Annotated in this window: 18 protein-coding genes; 12 read left to right on the top strand and 6 right to left on the bottom strand. The window is 72.1% G+C overall.

Going from position 1 to position 20,776, the window contains the following annotated elements:
• Window positions 1-124: 124 nt before the first annotated feature.
• A complete protein-coding gene (locus tag ACZ4Z4_RS05460) occupies window positions 125-1,123 on the top strand; it encodes a GlxA family transcriptional regulator (RefSeq protein ID WP_468322547.1) in 999 nt (332 codons plus the stop codon).
• 18 nt (window positions 1,124-1,141) lie between these two features.
• On the opposite strand, the gene ACZ4Z4_RS05455 is transcribed toward ACZ4Z4_RS05460, so the two are convergent.
• Window positions 1,142-3,664, bottom strand: coding sequence for an ATP-binding protein (locus ACZ4Z4_RS05455; protein WP_468322543.1), 2,523 nt, complete (start codon window positions 3,662-3,664; stop codon window positions 1,142-1,144).
• Between the two features lie 453 nt (window positions 3,665-4,117).
• Here ACZ4Z4_RS05455 and ACZ4Z4_RS05450 point away from each other — a divergent pair, with 453 nt between their 5' ends.
• From ACZ4Z4_RS05450 to ACZ4Z4_RS05440, 3 genes are all read left to right on the top strand, one after another.
• The gene (locus ACZ4Z4_RS05450; protein WP_468324129.1) at window positions 4,118-5,884 is read left to right on the top strand and encodes an ABC transporter ATP-binding protein; all 1,767 of its coding nucleotides are present in this window, start codon (window positions 4,118-4,120) and stop codon (window positions 5,882-5,884) included.
• 78 nt (window positions 5,885-5,962) lie between these two features.
• Window positions 5,963-6,775 carry a maleylpyruvate isomerase family mycothiol-dependent enzyme gene (locus tag ACZ4Z4_RS05445; RefSeq protein ID WP_468322541.1) on the top strand — a complete coding sequence of 271 codons (813 nt, stop codon included), beginning with the start codon at window positions 5,963-5,965 and terminating at the stop codon, window positions 6,773-6,775.
• Between the two features lie 255 nt (window positions 6,776-7,030).
• Window positions 7,031-8,197 carry a serine hydrolase domain-containing protein gene (locus tag ACZ4Z4_RS05440; RefSeq protein ID WP_468322538.1) on the top strand — a complete coding sequence of 389 codons (1,167 nt, stop codon included), beginning with the start codon at window positions 7,031-7,033 and terminating at the stop codon, window positions 8,195-8,197.
• Window positions 8,198-8,253: 56 nt separating this feature from the next.
• Here the strand turns inward: ACZ4Z4_RS05440 and ACZ4Z4_RS05435 are convergent, their stop codons facing one another.
• Complete coding sequence (locus ACZ4Z4_RS05435) at window positions 8,254-8,859, bottom strand: NADPH-dependent FMN reductase (RefSeq protein WP_468324126.1); 606 nt, start codon at window positions 8,857-8,859, stop codon at window positions 8,254-8,256.
• 260 nt (window positions 8,860-9,119) lie between these two features.
• Between ACZ4Z4_RS05435 and ACZ4Z4_RS05430 the strand changes: the two genes are divergently transcribed.
• The 3 genes from ACZ4Z4_RS05430 to ACZ4Z4_RS05420 are packed head-to-tail and all read left to right on the top strand — an operon-like array spanning window position 9,120 to window position 11,035.
• A complete protein-coding gene (locus ACZ4Z4_RS05430; RefSeq protein ID WP_468322535.1) occupies window positions 9,120-9,983 on the top strand; it encodes a substrate-binding domain-containing protein in 864 nt (287 codons plus the stop codon).
• 39 nt (window positions 9,984-10,022) lie between these two features.
• Window positions 10,023-10,352: a DUF952 domain-containing protein gene (locus ACZ4Z4_RS05425; protein ID WP_468322533.1), complete on the top strand. Its 330-nt coding sequence runs from the start codon at window positions 10,023-10,025 to the stop codon at window positions 10,350-10,352.
• Window positions 10,349-11,035, top strand: coding sequence for a M15 family metallopeptidase (locus ACZ4Z4_RS05420; RefSeq protein WP_468322530.1), 687 nt, complete (start codon window positions 10,349-10,351; stop codon window positions 11,033-11,035). The genes ACZ4Z4_RS05425 and ACZ4Z4_RS05420 overlap by 4 nt, the downstream gene beginning before the upstream one ends.
• A 7-nt stretch (window positions 11,036-11,042) precedes the next feature.
• Here the strand turns inward: ACZ4Z4_RS05420 and ACZ4Z4_RS05415 are convergent, their stop codons facing one another.
• Window positions 11,043-11,657, bottom strand: a complete 615-nt coding sequence (locus tag ACZ4Z4_RS05415; protein WP_468322527.1) for a CGNR zinc finger domain-containing protein — start codon at window positions 11,655-11,657, stop codon at window positions 11,043-11,045.
• Window positions 11,658-11,713: 56 nt separating this feature from the next.
• Between ACZ4Z4_RS05415 and ACZ4Z4_RS05410 the strand changes: the two genes are divergently transcribed.
• Window positions 11,714-12,100 carry a PPOX class F420-dependent oxidoreductase gene (locus tag ACZ4Z4_RS05410; RefSeq protein WP_468322524.1) on the top strand — a complete coding sequence of 129 codons (387 nt, stop codon included), beginning with the start codon at window positions 11,714-11,716 and terminating at the stop codon, window positions 12,098-12,100.
• Between the two features lie 31 nt (window positions 12,101-12,131).
• Here the strand turns inward: ACZ4Z4_RS05410 and ACZ4Z4_RS05405 are convergent, their stop codons facing one another.
• Window positions 12,132-13,268: a hypothetical protein gene (locus tag ACZ4Z4_RS05405; RefSeq protein ID WP_468322521.1), complete on the bottom strand. Its 1,137-nt coding sequence runs from the start codon at window positions 13,266-13,268 to the stop codon at window positions 12,132-12,134.
• Window positions 13,269-13,410: 142 nt separating this feature from the next.
• Here ACZ4Z4_RS05405 and ACZ4Z4_RS05400 point away from each other — a divergent pair, with 142 nt between their 5' ends.
• On the top strand, window positions 13,411-15,378 hold the full coding sequence (locus ACZ4Z4_RS05400) for a M13 family metallopeptidase (RefSeq protein WP_468322519.1): 1,968 nt from the start codon (window positions 13,411-13,413) through the stop codon (window positions 15,376-15,378).
• Window positions 15,379-15,416: 38 nt separating this feature from the next.
• On the opposite strand, the gene ACZ4Z4_RS05395 is transcribed toward ACZ4Z4_RS05400, so the two are convergent.
• Window positions 15,417-16,286 (bottom strand): alpha/beta fold hydrolase, encoded by an 870-nt coding sequence (locus ACZ4Z4_RS05395; protein WP_468322516.1) that lies wholly within the window; start codon window positions 16,284-16,286, stop codon window positions 15,417-15,419.
• A 251-nt stretch (window positions 16,287-16,537) separates the two neighbouring features.
• Between ACZ4Z4_RS05395 and ACZ4Z4_RS05390 the strand changes: the two genes are divergently transcribed.
• The 3 genes from ACZ4Z4_RS05390 (at window position 16,538) to ACZ4Z4_RS05380 (ending at window position 20,086) form a co-directional block, all read left to right on the top strand.
• Entirely contained in the window at window positions 16,538-17,323 is a 786-nt protein-coding gene (locus ACZ4Z4_RS05390; protein WP_468322514.1) for a VOC family protein, read from the top strand.
• Between the two features lie 88 nt (window positions 17,324-17,411).
• On the top strand, window positions 17,412-18,314 hold the full coding sequence (locus tag ACZ4Z4_RS05385; protein ID WP_468322511.1) for a SigB/SigF/SigG family RNA polymerase sigma factor: 903 nt from the start codon (window positions 17,412-17,414) through the stop codon (window positions 18,312-18,314).
• 164 nt (window positions 18,315-18,478) lie between these two features.
• Window positions 18,479-20,086 (top strand): chitobiase/beta-hexosaminidase C-terminal domain-containing protein, encoded by a 1,608-nt coding sequence (locus ACZ4Z4_RS05380; protein WP_468322508.1) that lies wholly within the window; start codon window positions 18,479-18,481, stop codon window positions 20,084-20,086.
• A gap of 22 nt (window positions 20,087-20,108) precedes the next feature.
• On the opposite strand, the gene ACZ4Z4_RS05375 is transcribed toward ACZ4Z4_RS05380, so the two are convergent.
• A complete protein-coding gene (locus ACZ4Z4_RS05375) occupies window positions 20,109-20,714 on the bottom strand; it encodes a Dps family protein (protein WP_468322506.1) in 606 nt (201 codons plus the stop codon).
• Window positions 20,715-20,776 lie beyond the last annotated feature (62 nt).

Genomic DNA, 20,776 nt, shown 5'->3' with positions numbered 1-20,776 from the left:
CTTGTCGGTCCGGGAGGCTGTGTCCACAACGCTAGGAGCCCGCGGCGGTGTCGACAATGACGTCTAACATGCAGATTCCGACCTACGGTTGGGTGGCACAGCGGCAGCGACACCAGGGGGAAGCGTGGCGGAATCCGCGAAACGGCTCATCGTGATCGTGATCTTCGAGGACGTGGACCTGCTCGACGTCACCGGACCGCCGGAGGTGTTCGCGCTGGCCCGCCGGGAGACCGCGGACGCCGCCGGCTACCACGTGGTCCTCGCCGCCGAGACCATGGACCCGGTCACCACCGGCGCCGGCGTCCGTGTGCTGCCCGACCTCACCTTCGAGGAGGCCGCCGAGCGCGGCATCAACACCCTCATCGTGCCGGGCGCCGTGGAGATCGACGCCGACGGGCGCGTCCACCCTCTCGTCGACCCCGCCCTGGTCGACTGGGTGAAGGTGCTCGCGGCGCGCACGCGCCGGATCACCTCGGTGTGCGTCGGGGCGCATCTGCTCGCCGCCGCCGGGCTGCTCGACGGCAAGCGGGCCACCACGCACTGGTCGACCGCACGTCAACTGGCCTCCGACCACCCGGAGGTTGAGGTCGACGCAGACCCGATCTTCATCCGCGAGGGCAATGTGTGGACCGGCGCCGGGATCAGCGCCTGCCTCGACCTCTCCCTCGCCCTGATCGCCGACGACCTCGGTGAGGCCGTCGCACTGCGGGTGGCCCGCCAACTGGTGATGTACCTCAAACGCTCCAGCGGGCAGAGCCAGTTCAGCGTCCCGCTGGAGCAGGTCTCCACCACCCGCCGCATCGAGGACCTGCGCCACCACATCCTCGGGCACATCGCCGAGCCGCTCACCGTCGTGGACCTCGCCGAGTACGCCCACGTCAGCGACCGGCACCTGACCCGCCTGTTCAAGAACGAACTGGGCATGACCCCGCACGCGTACATCGAGTCGGTGCGCGTCGAGAAGGCCCGCCACGAACTGGAGTCCTCCGACGCCACGCTCGACCGCATCGCGTCCCTGTGCGGCTTCGGCACGACCGACACCCTCGTCCGCGCCTTCCGCCGCCGCCTGAACACGACGCCGACGGAGTACCGGCGCCGGTTTCGGGTGCCGCAAGTGCCCTGACCGGGCGGTACGCCCCCGCTACCGGCCGCCGCCCGCCTCGATCTCCGCGATCAGCCGATGGATGAGCGCGGCGCCGGGCGGGCCCGCCATGGCGGCGACGGCCGGGGCATCGGCCGCTCCGACGACTCCGACGGCTCCCGCGAGCGCCTTCCTGGCCCGGCGCCAGGCCCGGCTGCGGCGCCCCCGCGAGTGGTCGACGAAGGCTTGTGCGTACTGCGTCATGGAACGCGTCCACAGGTCGTGCCGCGGCTCCGGACCCGTCGAGGCGCGCCGGACGCTGCGCCACGCGTCGGCGGGTCTGCCCCCGGCCTGCGCCACGGCGAGCAGCGCCCAGCTGACCGTGGCGGGCGGGCCGTGCTCGGCGTGCACGGGAATCGTTTCGGCGGCCTCCCGCAGGCGGTCGATGGCCTCCTCGGTCCTGCCGGCCTCCAGGGCGAGCGCGCCCAGTACGTGCGAGACCCGCCCCACAGTGGCGTCGTCCCCCGCGAGCACGGCCACGCGCCAGGCCTGGCCGAGCAGTTCGGCGGCCTCCGGGGAGCCGGTGCACGCGGCGAGCCAGCCGGACAGCCACAGCGCCTGCCCGCACACCCACGTGTCGGACCGGGCGAGCGGCAGCAGACGGCACAGCACGATGCGCCCCTCCTCGGCCTGTCCGCAGACCGCCCACCAGAACCACAGGTCGACGGCGAGCGCGAGCATCGTCGACGCCTCGTCGCCGCCGCTCGGCTCCCCGGCGAGCGCGGCACGCAGGTTGGCCTCCTCCTCCCGGACGAGCACGACGGCCCGTTCGTGCGCCCCGGTGCTCCACAAGTGGTGGGCGGTGGAGGCGACGTGGCCGTACCAGTAGAGGTGGCGGCTGACGGCCGCGGGCGTCTCTCCCGCGGACCGCAGCCGTTCGGCGCCGAAGCAGCGGGCCGCGGCGGGCATCCGGTAGCGCGGCGTGAGAACGCCACCGGGATCGCGCATGGGCTCCAGTACCGAGGCGAGAACCAGGCGGGCCAGCGCGGTCGGCACGTCGTGGGCCTCGATCCCGCCGCCCGCGCACACGTACGCGGCCGCGTCCTCGTCGAAGCCGCCGGGGAACACGCTGAGCCGGGCCCACACGGTCCGCTCCGCCGTCCCGCACAGCTCGTACCCGGCGCCCACGGCGGCGCGCAGCGAGCGGTGCCTGCGCAGCGGGGCGTCCGCCGTGCCGAGCCAGCCCTGCGCGGACTCCAGCATCCGCGCGAGCCGCGCCAACGGATACCGCGCCGCTTGGGCCGCGGCCAACTCGACGGCCAACGGCACGCCTTCGACCAGCCGGCAGATGTCGCGGGCGAGCCGCAGCTCGTCGGCGGCGGCCCGGCTTTCGGGGGCGGGGGTGCGAGGCCCGCACGGGGGACCGGCCTGTTCGGCGCGGTGCCGTGCGGCGCGCAACCGCTCCAGGAAGAGCACCACGGCGGGCCCGTCTGGTCCGTCTGGTCCGTCCGGTCCGTCCGGTCCGTCTGGCCCGTCCGGTCCGTCTGGCCCGTCCGGTCCGACTGGCCCGTCCGGCCCGTCAGTGGCCGTGTCGGCGGTCCCCAGCGGTCCGAGCCGCAGCACCGCCTCCTCGCCGAGGCCCAGGGGTTGGCGCCCGGTGGCCAGGACCCGCAGCTCGGGAGCCGCGTCGAGAAGCTCCCGCACGAGCCGCACGCACTCGCCCCGTACGGGGTCGAAGTCGTCGAGCACCAGCAGCATCCGCAGGGGCCGCATGCGCGCGACGAGCTCGGCGAGGCGGCTGGCCTCGCCGGCTGCATCGTCGGCCGCCGCGTTGGGTGCTGCCTGGCCGGTCGCCGGGTCGTCGGCCGCACGGGCGTCCATCCCGTTGTCGACCGCCGCTAGGAGCCCGGCCTCGTCGGCCGATGCGCCGTACAGTGCCTCGCCCACTGCCGCGACGGGTCCTGCCTGGCTGGCCGCCGCGTCGTCGGCCACCCCGGCGTCGACCGCCCCGGCGTCCACCGCGGCGTCGACCGCCGCGAGGGGTCCCGCCTCGTCGGCCGCCGCGACGGGTCCAGCTTGGTCGGCCGTCGTGTCGTAGGCCGCCGCGTTGGCCTTTGCCCCGTCGGCAGCCGCGACGGGTGCTGCCCCGCCGGTCGCCGCGCCGTCGGCCGCTGAGAGCGGTCCCGCCTCGTCGGCCGCTCTGCCGTCCACCGCTGCGTTGGGACCTCCCCCGCCGGTCGCCGAGTCGTCGGCAGCTTCGATGGGTGCTGGCCAGCCGGTCGCCGAGTCGTCGGCCGCCGCGAGGGGTCCCGCCTCGTCGGTCGCCCCGCAGTTCACCGCCCCGACGCGCCCCGCCCCGGCAATCACCTCGCCGACCACCACCCCGCCACCGTCCACCGCCTCAGCCACCGCCCCCGCGACCGAACGCCCCCGCCCCGGGGAACCCCCGTCCCACCAGCGCACCCGCACCACCACCCCGTTTGCCAGCGAACTCCCCACCACCGCGGCCGCCTCCGCGGCAAGGGCGCTCTTGCCGATGCCCGCGCCGCCCACCACGGTGACCAGCCTGTTCCGGGCGAGCATCCCGCGGAGCGCGGCCAGTTCCGCGGACCGCCCGATCAGGCCCCCGCCCCCGCCCCCGGCCCCTCGACCGGACCGCTCCGGCCGCCCGGTGTCCTCTCCGTGACCCCGTACTCGCACACCCATCCACTCCCGCTCGCGTACGTCTCCACCGCGAGCCTCAGCGCCCGCCCCGTGCCACCGTGCTCATGCAGAATCGTCACTGCACTGAATTCGGCTGATCGGTTAACTTCCGTTCGGTATCCGGGGTAGTGACGTGCCGGGTCGAATCACGCGGGACGGCGACTCGTCGTAAGCCTGTGCGGAGTGTGCGAGGTGGGTGGGGTCCCGGCACGACCCGCCCCCCCGCCTGTCAGGTGGAGCACGCCGCGCTGCGTCCTGCCAGACGTGAACGACTCAGCCCCCACCCCAAGACCCGCACAGGCCGATAAGAAGAACACCGAAAAACCTGAGCGGCTGCCCGCGAAAGAGACCTGGCGCGCCCTCTACCGCCACTTCAAGCCGCACCGCGGCACCGTCGCCCTGGGCGCCTTCCTGACACTGATCGGCTCGGCCACCGGGCTCGCCCAGCCGCTCGCGGCCAAGTCGCTCGTGGACCGGCTCGGCGGCGACGACTCCATCGCCGGTGTCCTGCTGCTCCTGACCGCGCTCGTGGTGCTCGGCACCGCGATCGAGTCCGTCGGCGCGTACGTCCTGGAGCGCACCGCCGAGTCGGTCGTGCTGGCGGCCCGGCGCACCCTGATCGGGCGGCTACTGCGGCTGCGCCTCGCGGAGGTGGAGCGCACCCAGCCGGGGGACCTGATGTCACGCGTCACCTCGGACACGACCCTGCTGCGGGCCGTGACGACGCAGTCGGTGGTCTCCGCCGCGTCCGGCGGCCTCACCTTCCTCGCGACGATCGTGATGATGGGACTGATGGACCCGGTGCTGCTCGCCGTCACGCTCGGCGTGATCGTGCTGATCGGCGGCGCGGTGGCCCTGGTCATGCCGAAGATCGCACGGGCGACACAGCGTGCGCAGGAGGCGGTGGGCACGATCTCGACCGCTCTGGAGCGGGCGTTCGGCGCCTTCCGGACCGTGAAGGCCTCCGGCGCCGAGCAGCGTGAGGCGGCCGCGGTGGAGGCGGCCGCGCAGGACGCGTGGCGGCACGGGGTACGGTCCGCGAAGTGGCAGTCGGTGGCGTGGAGTTCGGTCGGCCTCGCCGTACAGGTGTCGTTCCTCGCGGTACTCGGAATCGGCGGCGCGCGCGTCGCGTCCGGTGAGATCACCGTCTCGACACTGGTGGCGTTCCTGCTCTTCCTCTTCTACCTGATCGACCCGGTGTCGCGCCTGGTCGAGGCGGCGTCGCAGTACCAGGTCGGCTCGGCGGCGATCGCACGGATCGTGCAGGCGGAACGTCTGGAGACGGAGCAGACGGAGCAGACGGAGCATGTGGAACAGACGGAGCAGTCGGCGCAGGGCCCCCGCCGGGCTTCGGACGGCCCCGCCTCCGTGACCTTCGACGACGTCACCTTCCGCTACCGCGACGACCTCCCCTACGTCCACCACGGCGTGAGCTTCGACGTGCCGGGCCCGGGCATGACGGCGTTCGTCGGTCCGTCGGGCGCGGGCAAGACGACCGTGTTCGGGCTGATCGAGCGGTTCTACGAGGCGACGGGTGGCCGGATCCTGGTCGACGGCAGGGACGTGCGGGAGTGGCCGCTGGCCCAGCTGCGGGCCACCATCGGGTACGTGGAGCAGGACGCCCCCGTACTCGCGGGCACCCTGCGCGAGAACCTCCTCTTCGCCGCGCCCGACGCCACCGACTCCGAGGTGCGGGACGTGCTGGTGCGCGCCCGGCTCGACGCCGTGGTCGAGCGCCTGCCCGAGGGGCTCGACACGGTGGTCGGCCACCGGGGGTCCAAGCTGTCCGGCGGCGAGCGACAGCGGGTGGCGATCGCCAGGGCCCTGCTCAGGAAACCCCGTCTCCTGCTGCTCGACGAGGCGACCTCGCAGCTCGACGCGGTCAACGAGCTCGCACTGCGGGACGTGGTGGCCGAGGTGTCCCGCGAGGTCACGGTCCTGGTCGTGGCGCACCGCCTGTCGACGGTGACGCTGGCCGACCGGATCGTGGTGATGGACGCGGGAAAGGTACGAGCGGTCGGCACGCACGCCGAACTGGTGGCGGCCGACCCGCTGTACGGCGAACTGGCGGCGACGCAGTTCCTCGCGACGTCGACGTGAGACCCGGCCCTGGTCCGTCCCCCCAGCCCCGCAAAAATCATGCCCAGCACCCCGCCACCCGTGGTCTACCGTGTCGACATGACGCGTCCGAGCCTTCGCGCGGTCCACGACCGCTACGCCGACCGAATCGTCGACCAGACAGCCCTGTTGACCTCAGCCATCGCCGGTGCCGACGCCACCGTGCCCGTGCCGGGGTGCCCCGGCTGGACCCTCGCCCACCTGCTGCGTCACGTGGGCGGCACGCACCGCTGGGCCGAGACCGTCGTCCGCACCCGGGCCACCGGCCCCGTCCCGGACGAGCAGGTCAACCTCGTCACGCCCGAGGCGGATGACGACGTTCCGGCACTGTCCGCCTGGCTCACGGAGGGCGCCGCCCAATTCGCGGACACCTTGCGCGAAGCGGGGCCGGAGGTCGAGGTGTGGACCGTCGCCCCGGGCGGCACCCCGCTCTTCTGGGCCCGCCGCATGACGTACGAAACGGTGATCCACCGCTTCGACGCGACCGCGGCGGTCGGCGGAACGTACACCCTCGACGCGGACGTCGCACTCGACGGCCTCGACGAGTGGATCGAGTTCAGCGCCCTGCCCCAGGCCCACGAGTCGGAGGCCGCGCTGCACGCCCTCCTCGGCCCCGACCGCACACTCCACTTCCACGCGACGGACGCCCCCGAGGGGACGGGGGAGTGGCTGATCGACCTCACCGAGGCACCGGTCACCTGGAGCCGCGCCCACAAGAAGGCGACCACCGCCGTACGCGGCCCCCTCACGGACCTCCTGCTCCTCCTGTACCAGCGCCGCACCCCGACTCCGGCCGACGGCATCGAGGTCTTCGGCGACGAGGCCCTGTTCGAGGGGTGGGTCAGCGGCGCGGGCCACTGGCTGCGCAGGTGACGTACGCGGTGCGGGGCGACGGCAGGCTGGACTCGGCTTCCTAGGCCACCGTTCCGTCACCCATCAGCCGTAGGGGGGTGGGGTTCTCCACACCCCCCTTCAGGGGGACTCCTCCATGGTCGGCCGCTGCCCTCCCATGGGTCAATGATCTTGGGACGGGGCGCATTGCCCGGTCGCCCGGCGACACCCTAACTACCGTCGATACGGCGGTAGTTGGGGACGCCGCACGTCTTGAGACCATGCGAGGTAACCACCATGCCGCAGCTGCGCACCCTCGGAACCGTGACGGCGATCGCCGTCACGGCGACGCTGGCGATACCGCTCTCCACCGCCTGGGCCGACACCGCCCCCGGCCCTTCCGGCCACAGCCGTACGGACCTCCAGCGAAGCCTGGACGACATAGTCAGCAAGGACGGAGTGGTGGGCGCCCAGGCCACCCTGGTGAACGGAGAGAAACGGCGCTCCATACGCAGCGGCACCGCCGAACTCGGCACCGACCGGCCCATGCCGCGGCAGGGTTACTTCCGTATGGGCAGCAACACCAAGACCTTCGTGTCGACCGTCGTGCTGCAACTGGTCGGTGAAGGCCGCATGCGGCTCGACGACACCGTCCACCGGTGGCTGCCCGGAGTGGTCGACGCCAACGGCAACGACGGCAGGCGGATCACCGTCAGGCAACTGCTTCAGCACACCAGCGGGCTGCCCGACTACGACGACAGCCTGCCCATAACCGACGAGGAGGAGTTCCAGAAGCACCGCTTCGACCACTACCAGCCGCGCGAACTGGTCGACCTGGCCCTGCGGAACCCGCCCCTCTTCGAGCCCGGCAAGGGCTGGAGCTACTCCAATACCGGCTACGTACTTGCCGGGATGATCATCGAGAAGGTGACGGGCCGGCACTGGAGTGACGAGGTGCGCTCCCGGATCATCAAGCCTCTCGGCCTCAAGCACACCTTCTCCGCGGGCAGGCAGACCGGCCTTCCCCAGCCGCACGCCAAGGCCTACCAGCAGTTCAAGCCCAAGGGCCGCCTCGTCGACAGCACCGAGCTGAGCATGACCTGGGGTGACGCGGCAGGCGACCTCGTCACCACCCCGAACGACCTCGCGCGCTTCTGGCAGAGCCTCCTCGGCGGCAAACTGCTCCAGCAACGGCAGCTGGCACAGATGCTGAAGACGGTGCCCGTGCCGCAGGAGGACGGCAGGAGGATGGAGAGGGCGGGGCTCGGCATCCTGTGGACGCAGCTCAGCTGCGGAGGCGGCTACTGGGGCCACGGCGGCACCACCCTCGGCCACCTGAACACCAACGGCTTCGTCGACAAGGGCAAGAAGGGCGTCATGGTGATGCGCTCGACCAACGTGGTCGCGGAGGACCGGGACGAGCGCACGGAGCAGCTCGTCGACGACGCCCTCTGCGAGAGGTAGCACAGGGCCCGGCCGGACGGCCCGCCGCCCGCGACCTCGTTGCCTGGCACGACGGCTCAGGCGGCGTAGGGGCGGGCGGTCTTGCCGTCGCGCAGGGTGCGGCCCCACCAGCTGAGCTGGTCGAGCATCGTCTTGGCCGCCCTCTCCGGGCCGGTCGGGTCGACCGGTGCGCCGGACTCGTCGAAGCAGCCCCAGACGCCGTGGAAGCTCACGGTGTCGCGCACGGTCACCGCGTGCAGCTCCGCGAAGACCTGGCGCAGATGCTCGACGGCACGCAGTCCGCCCGACAGCCCGCCGTAGCTGACGAAGCCCACTGGCTTGGCGCGCCACTCCTCGTAATGCCAGTCGATCGCTGTCTTCAGCGAGGCGGGGTAACTGTGGTTGTACTCCGGGGTGATGACGACGAACGCGTCGGCCGCGTCGATGCGCCGAGTGATCGCGGCGACCTCGGGTCCGGGACGCTTGGACAGCCCGTCGGGGAGGCGCGCCTCGGCCAGATCGATCACATCCACGTCGAGGTCGGGGCGGTGTGCGGCCTGCCCGGTGAACCAGTCGGCGATGGTGGGCGCGAAGCGGCCCTCACGGGTGCTCGCGACGATGACCGCGAGCTTCAGGCGCTCGTCGGCCCCCGTGCCGTGTCCCTCGTCGCCCCGCTCGTTCATGGTGGTCCCGTGGGTGCCGTTCATGTCCGCCTCCTGGTCCGGTGTGTGTTTCCGCTTGTTGCCGACACCGATGAAGCTACGAACACGCACCCCGTCCCCACATCTGTCGCTCGACCGGGATCGGTACCGGCGCAGGGACTAGGTCGACCGGCGGAGACCTCGCCGGTCCGTGTACTCCGGCGTGCGCCCGGGCAGGTAGCACCGGGACGGCCACGGCGGGAACAAGCCACGGCGCGGGACGGCGGGAGGAGCCGGACATCATGGGACAACGCACGGACCAGGAATGGGAGTTCACCGACGACCGGGGGCATCTGGTCAGGACCGCGAACCGCCCTGCCCGGCCGGTCGCCTACGTGCCGACCGGTGCGGCCCTGCACGACCACGGCATACGGCCCGCCGGTGTCTTCGGCTCCGCGCACGACGACCCGGCCCGGCCCGACCCCGCCAAGACGGGCAGCCTCCCCCTGGGGGACCTGCCCTACTTCGGCGCGGGCTCCGCACTCGACCTGGACGCCCTCCTTGCGTCCGGTCCCGACCTGGTCGTGGCGCTGACCTACGGCGGTGGTCAGGTCTACGGCATCGACCCGGAAGCTGCCAAGCACCTGGAGGAGCAGGTCCCGCTCGTCGTGCTCGACGTGGGCGGCGGCCGCAGCCTCGCCGGGATCAGGGACCGCCTCACCGCACTCGCCCGCAGCCTGGGCGCCGCACCGCGACCCGAAGCGGAAGCCGAACTTGCCGCCGCCGAGGCCCGGTTGACCGCCGCAGCCACCCGTCCCGCACGGCCCCGGGTGCTCGCGCTCTCCCCGGCCGGCCCCGACTCCGTCCACCTGGCGAGGCCGTACGCCTGGCCCGACCTCGCCGCACTCGCCGGGTTCGGCGTCGGCCTCGTGGACCCGGCGCCGGGGCAGGGCGCCAACTGGTCCACGACGACCTGGCCCGAGGCGGCCGCACTGGAGCCGGACCTGGTCCTCACCGACGTACGCGGCAACGCGGCCGCGCTCGGCGACGCCCTGGGTCCTGGCATCCCCACCGTGCCCTGGAACCCCGAACTCCCGCCCAGCGCACGGCAGCACGCCCGCTTCCACACCGTGGTAGCCGAGGCCCTGGAGGCCGTCCGACCCTGACCCCGCACTCCGCCGCGAGGCCCCGCGTACCGTTGATCCATGACGAAACTGCTGCACATCACCGAGCGCGCCCTGTGGGACGCCGCCCGAAGAACCGGAACCTACGAGATGTCGACCCGCGGCAGGACGCTGAGCGAGGAGGGGTTCATCCACTGCTCGCTGCCCGAACAGCTGCGGGGCGTGGCCGAGTTCCTCTATGGAGGCTACGAAGGCCCTGACGAGCTGGTCGTCCTCACCATCGACAGCGAACGCCTCACCGTGCCGGTGCGCTTCGAGGCTCCGAAGCCCGGCGGCGTCGAATTCCCGCACATCTACGGCCCGTTGCCCGTGGACGCGGTGACCGGGGTGTCCCCGTGGACCGCCTCATGAGCGCCCCGCACACCGTCGAGCAAGAGCCCGGCGAGATCGTCCTCATGTCGGACCCGCGGGTCGCCGCCGTCCCCGTGCGCGAGTGCGGCGAGCGGCTCGTCGACGTACGGGACGGCACGGGGCTCCTGGTCGACGTGCGGGAACAGGCGGGCGACGGGGACGACGCTTTCGCGTTGCTGCGCGAAGGCGTCCTGCGGCGCCTCCTGCGGGCAGAGGAACTGCTGCCGAAGGGGCTGCGGCTGCTGTTCGTGGAGGGCTACCGGCCGCCGGCGCTGCAACGCGACTACTTCGAGGAGTACGTCGAGCAGCTGCGCGCCCTCCACCCGCACCGGCCGGCCGCCGAGATACACGCGGCGGCCAGCCGCTACGTCTCCCCGCCCGACATCGCCCCGCACAGCGCCGGTGCGGCCGTCGACCTGACCCTCGCCGACGCCGAAGGGCGCGAGCTCGACCTGGGCACGCGGATGAACGCCGACCCGGAGGAGAGTGAGGGCGCCTGCTACACCGGCGCGGACAACATCACCGCCGAGGCGCGGGCCCACCGCACGGTCCTCGGCACCGCCCTCACGGGCGCGGGCCTCGTCAACTACCCCACCGAGTGGTGGCACTGGTCGTACGGGGACCGCTACTGGGCGCTGGCCTCGGGGGCGCCGGCCGCGCTGTACGGACCGGCCGTGAGGTAGCGGTGCGTCAGTGGTCCTCGGAGCGGCGTGCGCGGAGCGTCCGGACCTTGTTGCGGTTGCCGCAGTGCTCCATCGAGCACCAGCGGCGCCGCCCGGGGCGCGAGGTGTCGACGTAGATCAGGAAGCAGTTTCCGGCCGAGCACATGCGTATGCGGTGCGCGAACGGTCCGGTCAGCAGCTCCACGGCGTCGCGCGCGACGGTGGCGAGCAGCCGGGTCCCGTCGGCGGGCCCGGCCCAGGCACGCTCGCCGTCCGGCCCGATCGCGGGGACCAGCGGGGCGTGGCCCGCCGCTTCGTTGATCGCGTCGATGTCGGCGGGATCTGCGGGATCGGCAGGGTCGGCGGAGTTGGTCAGGGCCTGGGCCGTCGTCACGCGGAACAGCGCGTCGCGCAGCTGCCTGGCGGCCGCCACCTCGGCGTCGGACACGTCGAGGGAGGGCGTCGGCGTCAGCCGCGAGCGCCCGGCCCAGGCGGCCAGGTCGCCGGGCGCGTGCAGCATCTCGTACCGCCGGAACTCGCCGGGCCCGCCGGTCGTGAGCAGCTCCAGACAGAGCGCCCCGGGATCGAAGCGGTAGGTGGACCCGCTGTGCGAGCGCATCGGGATGCCGGGGGACTGGGCCATGTAACCAGAATAGGAGGTTACGGGAGATGCCTGCCTCGGAGCCCTAGACTCCGGGCATGGTCGACACCCTGCTGACGGAGCTCAGCGCCGGAAAGTACCTGCTGGTCAGCAGCGCCCGCAAGGACGGCACCCTGGTGCCCACCCCCGTATGGGTCGTCGGGGACGGCGACGCCCTCGGCATCTGGACGCCCGTGGACTCGTGGAAGGTGAAGCGGATCCGCAGGTGTCCGGACGTCATGGTCGGCCCGTGCGACCGGCGGGGCAACCCGACGGGCGAGCAGGTGCCCGCCACCGCCGAGATCTGCCCGCCGGACGTCACCGCCGCCTACCGCACCCGCATCCTCCACAAGTACGGGGTGACCGGCTTCCTCACGCTCCTCGGCAGCAGGATCCGCCGCGGCCTGAAGGGCACGGTCGGGATCCGCATCACGCTCACGCACTGAGAGCCTGTCCCTGGCAGCCGGGAGGGTCGGGTCAGGACGCGTCCCACTCGTCCGGCAGGCTCTCCACCTCGCCGGCCGGAGGCGTCGGCGTCTCCTGGGCAGCCGTCGCCGTCCGGAGAGCCGTGATGCACGCGCCGATGGCCTGCTGGAGCTCTTCGAGGCGCTCCACCATGTCGTCCTCGTAGATGTCGCGGATCTCCTCGGCGGCGGCGACGTCGTCGAACGTCAGCTCCTCGAAGACCTTCGTGGCCTTCTGAAGGCTGCTGTAGAACTTCGCGCGCCGCTCCTGCACCCGCAGCTCCGGGTCGCTCTGGACGGTCTGCGCGACCATGTCACGCACCGTGTCGTACGCCTCGCGCGCCCACTCGCCGGACTCCTCGCCGTCGTCCAGCTCGTCGATGAGGGAGAGGTGGCGCTCGGCCTCCTCGCGCAGCTCGGCGGGCGCGTCGATCATCTGCCCTGCGGGCGTCTTGACCTGGCCCTTCTCGACGATCTGGCGGACGTAGTCGACCCGGTCGCCCGCCTTGGACTCGGCCGCCACGGCCTTCTTGAGGTCGTCGGCGCGGACGATGTCACGGACCAGCTCCGTGCGCAGCGCCGGGTCCTCGCCGAGACGGTCCATCAGGGCCTTCCGCGCCGCCTCCGCGGTGCCCGGGTCGGCGAGGATCGCGGCGCGCAGCGCGGTCGGGTTCTCCGCGACCTCCAGGGCCTTGGTGGGGCGGATGCCCTCGGCCTCGGCGGCCTCCGTGATCGCCTCGCCGCGCGGGGTCAGGGCGCTGGAACGGGACGTGTAGTACGACAACCAGACGTCGGCGTCCGGCAGTTCCACCTCCATGCCGGGGGCGAGCGCCTCGAAGTGCGGCACCATCCCGTCGTCGGCGGCCTTGTCCCAGGCCTTGTAGTAGCGCATGACACGGTCGGCCGAGCAGCCCGCGAGCTCGGCGAACTCCTTGGCGGACACCTTCGGCGTCTCGCCGGCGCTCTGCCCGCCCGGCCGCACACTGCGGGCGACCTTGAGGCCGAAGGCCCAGCCGCCGGTGCGGGCGTAGGCCCCGAAGTCACGGGCGTCCTCGGCCACCAGTGCCGCCGCGTCCACGACGGCTTCCTCGGAGGAAGCGGCTTCCCCGGCGGGAGCGGATTCCTGGGACGGGACGATGGCTACGCTCACGGATGGGCTCCTGGGTGTCACAGGCGTACAGAGGTTGACGCGATACTTTATCGCTCCTATTGAGACGTTTTGCACGCGAGTTGACGGGCCGGTCGGCGGCGGACGGGCCGGGCGCGGGCGGCCGCTCGCATAGGCTGCCTGGATGAGCATTCTGGATGACGCCCGCCCGGGCATGAACCCCGAGATCCGGCCGCAGGACGACCTCTTCGGTCACGTCAACGGCGCCTGGCTCGACACCGAGAAGATTCCCGAGGACCGCTCCAGCTGGGGCCCCTTCGTGCAGCTGGCCGACACCGCCGAGCAGCAGGTCAAGACGATCATCCAGGAGTTGGCGGAGCGGGCCGCCGCCGATCCGGGCGCGACCTCCGAGGACGCCCGGAAGATCGCCGCCCTGTACGCCTCCTTCATGGACGAGGAGACCATCGCCGCCCGCGGCCTCGCCCCCGCCCAGCCCCTGATCGACGAGGTCGCGGGCCTGCGCGACACCCGGGAGCTCGCGGCCTTCCTCGGCCGCTTCGAGCGGATCGGCGGCTCCGGCCTCTTCGGCTCGTACATCGACTCGGACGACCGCGACTCCGACCGCTACCTCTTCAACATCCTCCAGGGCGGACTCGGCCTGCCCGACGAGTCGTACTACCGCGACGAGAAGTTCGCCGAGATCCGGGAGAAGTACGTCGCCCACCTCACCGAGCTCCTCACCCTCGGCAAGCACGCCGACCCGGCGGCCGCCGCGCGGACCGTCCTCGCGCTGGAGACGAGGCTCGCGGCGGGCCACTGGGAGCGGGCCGAGACCCGCGACGTCCTGAAGACCTACAACCTCACCACCCTGGACGAGCTGACCGCGCTGGCTCCGGAGTTCGACTGGCGCGGCTACGCCGCCGCGCTCGGCGGCTCGGACGCCACCATCGCGGAGACCTGCGTCCGCCAGCCGTCCTACCTCACCCACCTCTCCGCGGTCCTCGCCGAGGTGCCGATGGAGCAGTGGCGCGACTGGGCGCTGACGCGCGTGCTGCGCGCCTGCTCGCCGTACCTCACGGACGACTTCGTGCGGACCAACTTCGAGTTCTACGGCCGCACCCTCAACGGCACCCCGGAGCTGCGCGCCCGCTGGAAGCGCGCGGTCGCGTTCGTGGAGGGCTCCATCGGCGAGGCCGTCGGCAAGGAGTACGTCGCACGGCACTTCCCGCCGTCGTCCAAGGCGATGATGGACGACCTCGTCGCCAACCTCCTGGAGGCCTACCGCCAGTCGATCGCGCGCCTGGACTGGATGACCGACGACACGAAGGAACGGGCGTACGAGAAGCTCGCCACGTTCCGCCCGAAGATCGGCTACCCCGACACCTTCCGCGACTACTCCGCGCTGCGGGTGTCGCCCGACGACCTCCTCGGCAACGCGCAGGCGGCGGCCGCGTTCGAGTCCGACCGGGAGCTCGCCAAGATCGGCGCGCCGGTCGACCGCGACGAGTGGTTCATGCTGCCGCAGACCGTGAACGCCTACTACAACCCGGGCACCAACGAGATCTGCTTCCCCGCGGGCATCCTCCAGAAGCCGTTCTTCTCGCCCGACGCCGACCCGGCGGAGAACTACGGCGGCATCGGCGCGGTCATCGGCCACGAGATCGGCCACGGCTTCGACGACCAGGGCGCGCAGTACGACGGCGCGGGCAACCTCAACGACTGGTGGACCGCCGCCGACAAGACCGCCTTCGAGAGCAAGTCGAAGGCGCTCATCAAGCAGTACGACGCCTTCTCGCCCCGCAACCTCCCCGGCGAGTTCGTCAACGGCTCGCTGACCGTCGGCGAGAACATCGGCGACCTGGGCGGCCTGACCATCGGGCACACCGCCTACCTCATCGCGCTCGACGGCGCGCCGATGCCCGAGAGCGACGGCCTGACCGGCTCGCAGCGGCTCTTCATGAACTGGGCGTACTGCTGGCGCACCAAGCGCCGCAAGGAGCAGGAGCAGCAGTACCTCACCATCGACCCGCACTCGCCGCCGGAGTTCCGCGCGAACATCGTCCGCAACCTCGACGAGTTCCACGAGGCGTTCGGCACGGCGGAGGGCGACGGGCTGTGGCTCGACCCGTCGGAGCGCGTCCGGATCTGGTGACGCCCGGCGGCCCGGCCGGGACGGAGGCGGCGCGGCGGTCAGGCGAGGAACGCCGCCGTGGCCGCCACGAACCCGGCCGGGTCGTACAGCCAGGGGAAGTGCCCGGCGCCGGGCTGCACGACGAGCTCCGCGTCCGGGAACAGCTCCGCGACTTCGGCCACCGCGGAGGGCGGCGAGTTCAGGTCGGCCTCCCCGGCCAGGACCAGCACCGGAGCCGCGTGGCGTGCGAGCGCGGCGCGCGTGGCCGCCGGGTCGTAGGCGCCCTCGGCGCCGTAGGCGGCAGCGGCCGCGTCATTGCGCTGTAGGTCCTCTGCCGCCCGGTGGGCCCGCGCCGCCGCGTCCCAGCGGCCGTACGCGAACGGTGCGATGGCCTGGAAGGAGTCGGCCGTCGCCCGCCCTGCCACGATCTCCTCCAGGGCCGCGAAGGCCGCCGGGAACCACGGCTCGTCCCGGCGCAGCAGCGCCGTCTCGCGCCGCACGGCGCCGTCGACGGAGACCCCCACCGCCATGACGCTCGGCGTGATCAGCGCCAGCCTGCCGACGCGCTCGGGGTGGCGGGCCGCGTACAGCACCGCGAGATTGGTGCCGGCGGAGTGCGCGAGCAGGTCCATCGTGTCGAGACCGAGGTGCCCGCGCAGGGCCTCCACGTCGTCCACGAGCCGGTCGCAGCGGTACGAGGCGGGGTCCTCCGGCACCGCCGAGTCGCCGGTGCCGCGCAGGTCCAGCATGAGCAGCGGGCGGTGCGCGGCCAGCCCGCCGAGGTCGCCCAGATATGCGGAGGCCTGCATCGGGCCCCCGGGCAGACACGCCACGGGCGGGACACCGCGGGCCTCCGAGGCGGCGCCCGTGCCGCCTCCGAGGACGTGGTAGGCGATCCGGGTACCGTCCGGCGCGGAGAAGGCAGGCATGGGGGTGACCATGCCAGACCACGGCGAAGGCAGGTCTTTGGCCCCCCGGGTGAGGGAGGAAAGTCCCGGTATGCGGGCTTCCGACTGCGGAATCACCACTCGCGAGACCGCACGAACCGCGTGGGGGCTGCGAGTGAGACGAGGGTGCCGTGACAGTGCCGAGGGACACACGACGCGTATGGGCCGGGGAGCGGACCGTGCGGAAGGGCGGCGGGACGCGGCTGATACCCGTCAGGGACCGGAAGCCGACCGTGTCCGCCGGGAGCCTGCCCCCGGACAACCTGGGAAAGGCGCGCGGCGCGCCGTGCTGGCTGAGCCTGGCCACCCGGGACCTGCGGGCCGCCGAGGAGTTCTACGGCCGGGTCCTCGGCTGGTGCCACGTCCCGCTGCTCGGCGCGCCGCGCAGGCCGCGCTCGCTGGCCGTGCGGGCCGGCGCGCCGGTGGGCACCATCAGCGAGACGACGTGCGACCTGGGCGACCACGCGGCCTGGACGCCGTACTTCGCCGTTGACGACGTGGACGTCGCGGTGACCCGGCTCCGTGAGCGCGGTGCCACCGTGGCGGTCGGCCCGCTGCTGACCGGCGCCGGACGGATCGCCGTGGTGGCGGGACCCGAGGGCGCGGTGTTCGGTCTGCGCCAGCAGGCTCCCGACCAGAACTGGCAGGTCGGCGACGGGCCTGTCGCCCGGCTCGAACTGCACACCCGGGACATCTTCGCCGCGGCCCTCTTCTACGGGGGCGCGCTCGGCTGGGCCGACGGGGCCGACGACAGCTGCGAGGTCGAGTACGCGCACGGGCAGATCCTGGTGCGTGACGGACTGCGCACGGTCGCCGCGCTCAGTGACGGCCCGCCGCCGGGCTTCGAGCGCCGCCACCGCTGGCACGCGTGCTTCCGCGTGGCCGACGTCGACGCGGCCGCCGCCGCTGCCGTGGTCTGGGGCGGACGGGTCGTCGCGCCGCCGCAGGGGCCCTCCCACCGGCGTGAGGCCGTCCTTGAGGACCGCGAAGGCATCCCCTTCACGGTGGTCGCGAGCTGAGCTCGCGAGCGGAGTCAGCGCTGGCGCGGGAAGTCGCGGGCAAGTCGAGAGCAGGGGAATTCTGAGGATGTTTCTTGGGGCAGTGGACGTGGACGCGACGGCAACGGGTGCGGACGAGACCGTTGAGCCACCCCGGCCGGCCGGGGCGGTCCAGCCGTCGCGGGACGAGGTCGTCGGGCTGCCGCGGATCGAGGCCGACCAGGTCGCGCCGAAGGACGCCCGGGAGCTGTCGAAGCTCTTCTTCGAGCGGATGGAGACCCTGGAGGAGGGCTCGCCGGACCACGTGTACGCGCGCAACACCCTGATCGAGATGAACCTCTCGCTGGTGCACTACGTGGCGGGCCGGTTCCGCAACCGCGGCAACGGGCACATGGAGGACATCGTCCAGGTCGGGACCGTCGGTTTGATCAAGGCGATCGACCGGTTCGACCCGAGCCGCGGGTTCGAGTTCGTGTCGTTCGCCGTCCCCTGCATCCTCGGGGAGATCAAGCGCCACTTCCGCGACACCAGTTGGGCCGTGCACGTGCCGCGCAGGCTGAAGGAGCTGCGCTCCGAACTCGTGAAGTCCAGGGAGCAGCTGTTCGCCGAGCTCGGCCGCGAACCGACGGTCAACGAACTCGCGGCGGACCTCGACGTGACCCAGGAGCAGATCCTCGAAGTGCTCGTGGCGGCCAACGGTTACGCGGCCGGGTCCCTGGAATCCCAGCACGGCGGGAGCGACGACGGCGACGCCCACCGGAGCAGCCGCTCACTCGCCGACGTCATGGGGGAGCCGGACTCCGCCATCGAGGTCTTCGAGAACGTCCACGCCCTGGCGCCGCTCCTGGCGGAGCTCGACGAACGGGAGCGCCGCATCATAGAGATGCGCTTCGGGCAGGAGATGACCCAGGCCGAGATCGGCACCGTGCTGGGGATCTCGCAGATGCACGTGTCACGGCTGCTCGCCCGCACCCTGGCCCGCCTGCGCACGGGCCTGCTGGCGCAGGAGTAGCGGTGGAAGTGGTTCAAGTGGTTCAAGTGGTTCACGGGCAAGTCACCAAAAGGTAACTGGTCTGGCCTCGTTACCTCATCAAGGGGATCTAGCGTCGCGGGAGTTCACGCGAGTTCACGCCGGGCGGCGCGCACCGCCGGCCCGGCCAGAGGCAAGGATCCCCCGTGAGACGCACCCCCTTTGTGATCACCTCCGCCTGTGTGGCGCTGCTGCTCCCGGCCGCCGCCGAGGCGTCCGCCCCGGCGGCGGCCGGAGCGGCGGCGCCCGCCTTCAGCAGCGCGGGCGGCCGCTACGAGCGGCCGGTATCGCTGTCCCTGCGGGCCGAGCGCGGCACCACGATCCGCTACACCCTGGACGGCACGACGCCCACGCGCACGAGTCGCGTGTTCGTGCCGGGCCGTCCGCTGCGTATCGCGAAGGACACCAACGTCACGGCCGTCGCGTTCCGCGGCGGCCGGGCGAGCGCTCCGGTGTCGGCCGGCTACCTCGTCAGGACCGCGGAGAAGCCCCTCGCGCGCCTCGTCGTCATGTCCGACGTGCACATCGGGGACCACGAGAACAACGACAAGAAGTACGAGAGCTTCTTCGACACCATCGCGTCGGTCTACCCGGAGCCCGACGCGATCCTCTCCAACGGTGACATGATCAACGACAACGGCGACGGCCGCGGCGGCGACCACCGCATCGTCTCCGAGATCTTCCGCGCCAACCTGAAGCGCAAGGGCATGGACGACACACAGGTCCTGCTCTCCAACGGCAACCACGACGCGAGCCTCGCCGACATCCGCGCCCACTACCCGCGCGACTGGTTCCCCGACTCCGGTGGCGGCTACTACGAGTCGACGGTGCGGGGCCTGCACCTGTTCACCGTGAACACGGAGACGTACAACTCCGATGCCGCGCAGCGCTCCTGGCTGAAGAAGCGGCTCGCCGAGCTCACCGCCGACCCGGCGAACGCGCGCACGCCGATCCTCGTGCAGGGCCACCGCCCCGCGCCCGGCACCGCGATGGACGGCCAGCAGGCCTCGAACCCCCGGCTCACCGAGGACCTGAGCGCCCACCCGCAGGTCATCTACTTCTCCGGCCACTCGCATCTGAACATCAACGACGAACGCTCCGTCCACCAGCGTGACTTCACCGCCGTCAACGACGGATCGATGTCGTACGTAGAGATGGACCACGGCTGCCAGGCGGTGACCGAGACGGGCCTGGCCGACCGCTTCGAGGCCCCGACCGCGCAGGCTCTGTTCGTCGAGGTGTACCGCGACCGCACGGAGATCGCACGCGTCAACATGGCCGCGGACAAGCACGACATCTACACCGGCGGCAAGTGGTCCGCCAACTGGCAGCCCCCGTACGCCAGCGCGGGCACGCTCAGCGGACCGGCGTGGACCGTACGCCTGAAGGGGACCACTCCCCAGCAGATCAAGGACGGCTTCACCTACACGGACGCCCGGCGCAACACGACCGCGCCCCGATTCACTACCCGCAGGCCGCTCGCCCTGGTAGGAGGGCGGCCTGCGCTCCGCGTCCAGCAGGCCCGCGACGACCAGATGGTGCACCACTACCGGGTCGACATCGAGGAGACGGGCAGCGGCGCGAAGCTCCTCTCGACGAAGGTCCTCGCCGAGTACTACTTCATGCCGCGCCCCAACTCCCTGGACATCCCGCTGCCCGCCACCCGGGACGGTGCGCGCTATGTCGCGCGGGTGCGCGCGGTCGACGCGCACGGGAACACGTCGCCGGAGGTGAAGCTCACCTTCAAGGGCTGACCGGCGAGCGCCGGGGGAGTGCTCAGGCGCGCACGAGCGGGGTGTCGACCAAGTGCTCGGCCAGGAACCACGACTGAAGTTCACCGGTCCTGATCACCTGCGACACCAGCAGGTCGTTCGTGCCGTCGTCGCCCAGCTCGGCGGTCCGGGCGGCCGCGTCGTGCGCCTGGACGAGGATCGTCTCGTGGGCCTCGAGGAGCCGCGACAGCATGGCGGGCACCTCCTCCACGCCGTCGGGCGGACGCGGAATCGACGTGAGCTCCGCGACGTGCCGCGCATCGCCCACCGCGACGCCGCCGAGGGACTGGACGCGCTCGGCGAGGGTGTCGACGATGTCGAGCTGGTCACTGGCGTGCTTGTCCAGGACCAGGTGCAGCTGGTAGAAGGTCGCGCCCCGCATGAGCCAGTGGTGCTTCTTGTAGAGGCCGTAGAGGATCTGCGTGTCCGCGAGGACCCGGTTCAGCCGCTGGCAGGAGTACATCCTCGCCTCGTACGACAGGCCGATCGGGAACTGCTTGACCGTGCCGTACTCCTGGATCACCTCGCCCTTCTGGTGCAGCCACGGCTGGCTGTTGCCGTCCACCGTCGGGTGGGAACTGCTGCCCGCGGCCCGGGTCTTGTCGGTCATGTGTGCCTCCTGCGGCGCTGTGCTGTATGTGCCCGAGGAACGCTAGGCGCGTCCGTACGGCC

The sequence above is a fragment of the Streptomyces sp. NPDC030245 genome (genome assembly GCF_055572995.1).
This window is presented reverse-complemented; position numbering and strand designations above follow the sequence as displayed.

Excerpts from the sequence above, each read along its gene's own strand:
- ACZ4Z4_RS05455 (WP_468322543.1), bottom strand. The coding sequence starts at position 3,664 with ATGCTCGCCCGGAACAGGCTGGTCACCGTGGTGGGCGGCGCGGGCATC.
- ACZ4Z4_RS05445 (WP_468322541.1), top strand. The coding sequence starts at position 5,963 with ATGACGCGTCCGAGCCTTCGCGCGGTCCACGACCGCTACGCCGACCGA.
- ACZ4Z4_RS05440 (WP_468322538.1), top strand. The coding sequence starts at position 7,031 with ATGCCGCAGCTGCGCACCCTCGGAACCGTGACGGCGATCGCCGTCACG.
- ACZ4Z4_RS05435 (WP_468324126.1), bottom strand. The coding sequence starts at position 8,859 with ATGAACGAGCGGGGCGACGAGGGACACGGCACGGGGGCCGACGAGCGC.
- ACZ4Z4_RS05430 (WP_468322535.1), top strand. The coding sequence starts at position 9,120 with ATGGGACAACGCACGGACCAGGAATGGGAGTTCACCGACGACCGGGGG.
- ACZ4Z4_RS05425 (WP_468322533.1), top strand. The coding sequence starts at position 10,023 with ATGACGAAACTGCTGCACATCACCGAGCGCGCCCTGTGGGACGCCGCC.
- ACZ4Z4_RS05420 (WP_468322530.1), top strand. The coding sequence starts at position 10,349 with ATGAGCGCCCCGCACACCGTCGAGCAAGAGCCCGGCGAGATCGTCCTC.
- ACZ4Z4_RS05415 (WP_468322527.1), bottom strand. The coding sequence starts at position 11,657 with ATGGCCCAGTCCCCCGGCATCCCGATGCGCTCGCACAGCGGGTCCACC.
- ACZ4Z4_RS05410 (WP_468322524.1), top strand. The coding sequence starts at position 11,714 with ATGGTCGACACCCTGCTGACGGAGCTCAGCGCCGGAAAGTACCTGCTG.
- ACZ4Z4_RS05400 (WP_468322519.1), top strand. The coding sequence starts at position 13,411 with ATGAGCATTCTGGATGACGCCCGCCCGGGCATGAACCCCGAGATCCGG.
- ACZ4Z4_RS05395 (WP_468322516.1), bottom strand. The coding sequence starts at position 16,286 with ATGCCTGCCTTCTCCGCGCCGGACGGTACCCGGATCGCCTACCACGTC.
- ACZ4Z4_RS05375 (WP_468322506.1), bottom strand. The coding sequence starts at position 20,714 with ATGACCGACAAGACCCGGGCCGCGGGCAGCAGTTCCCACCCGACGGTG.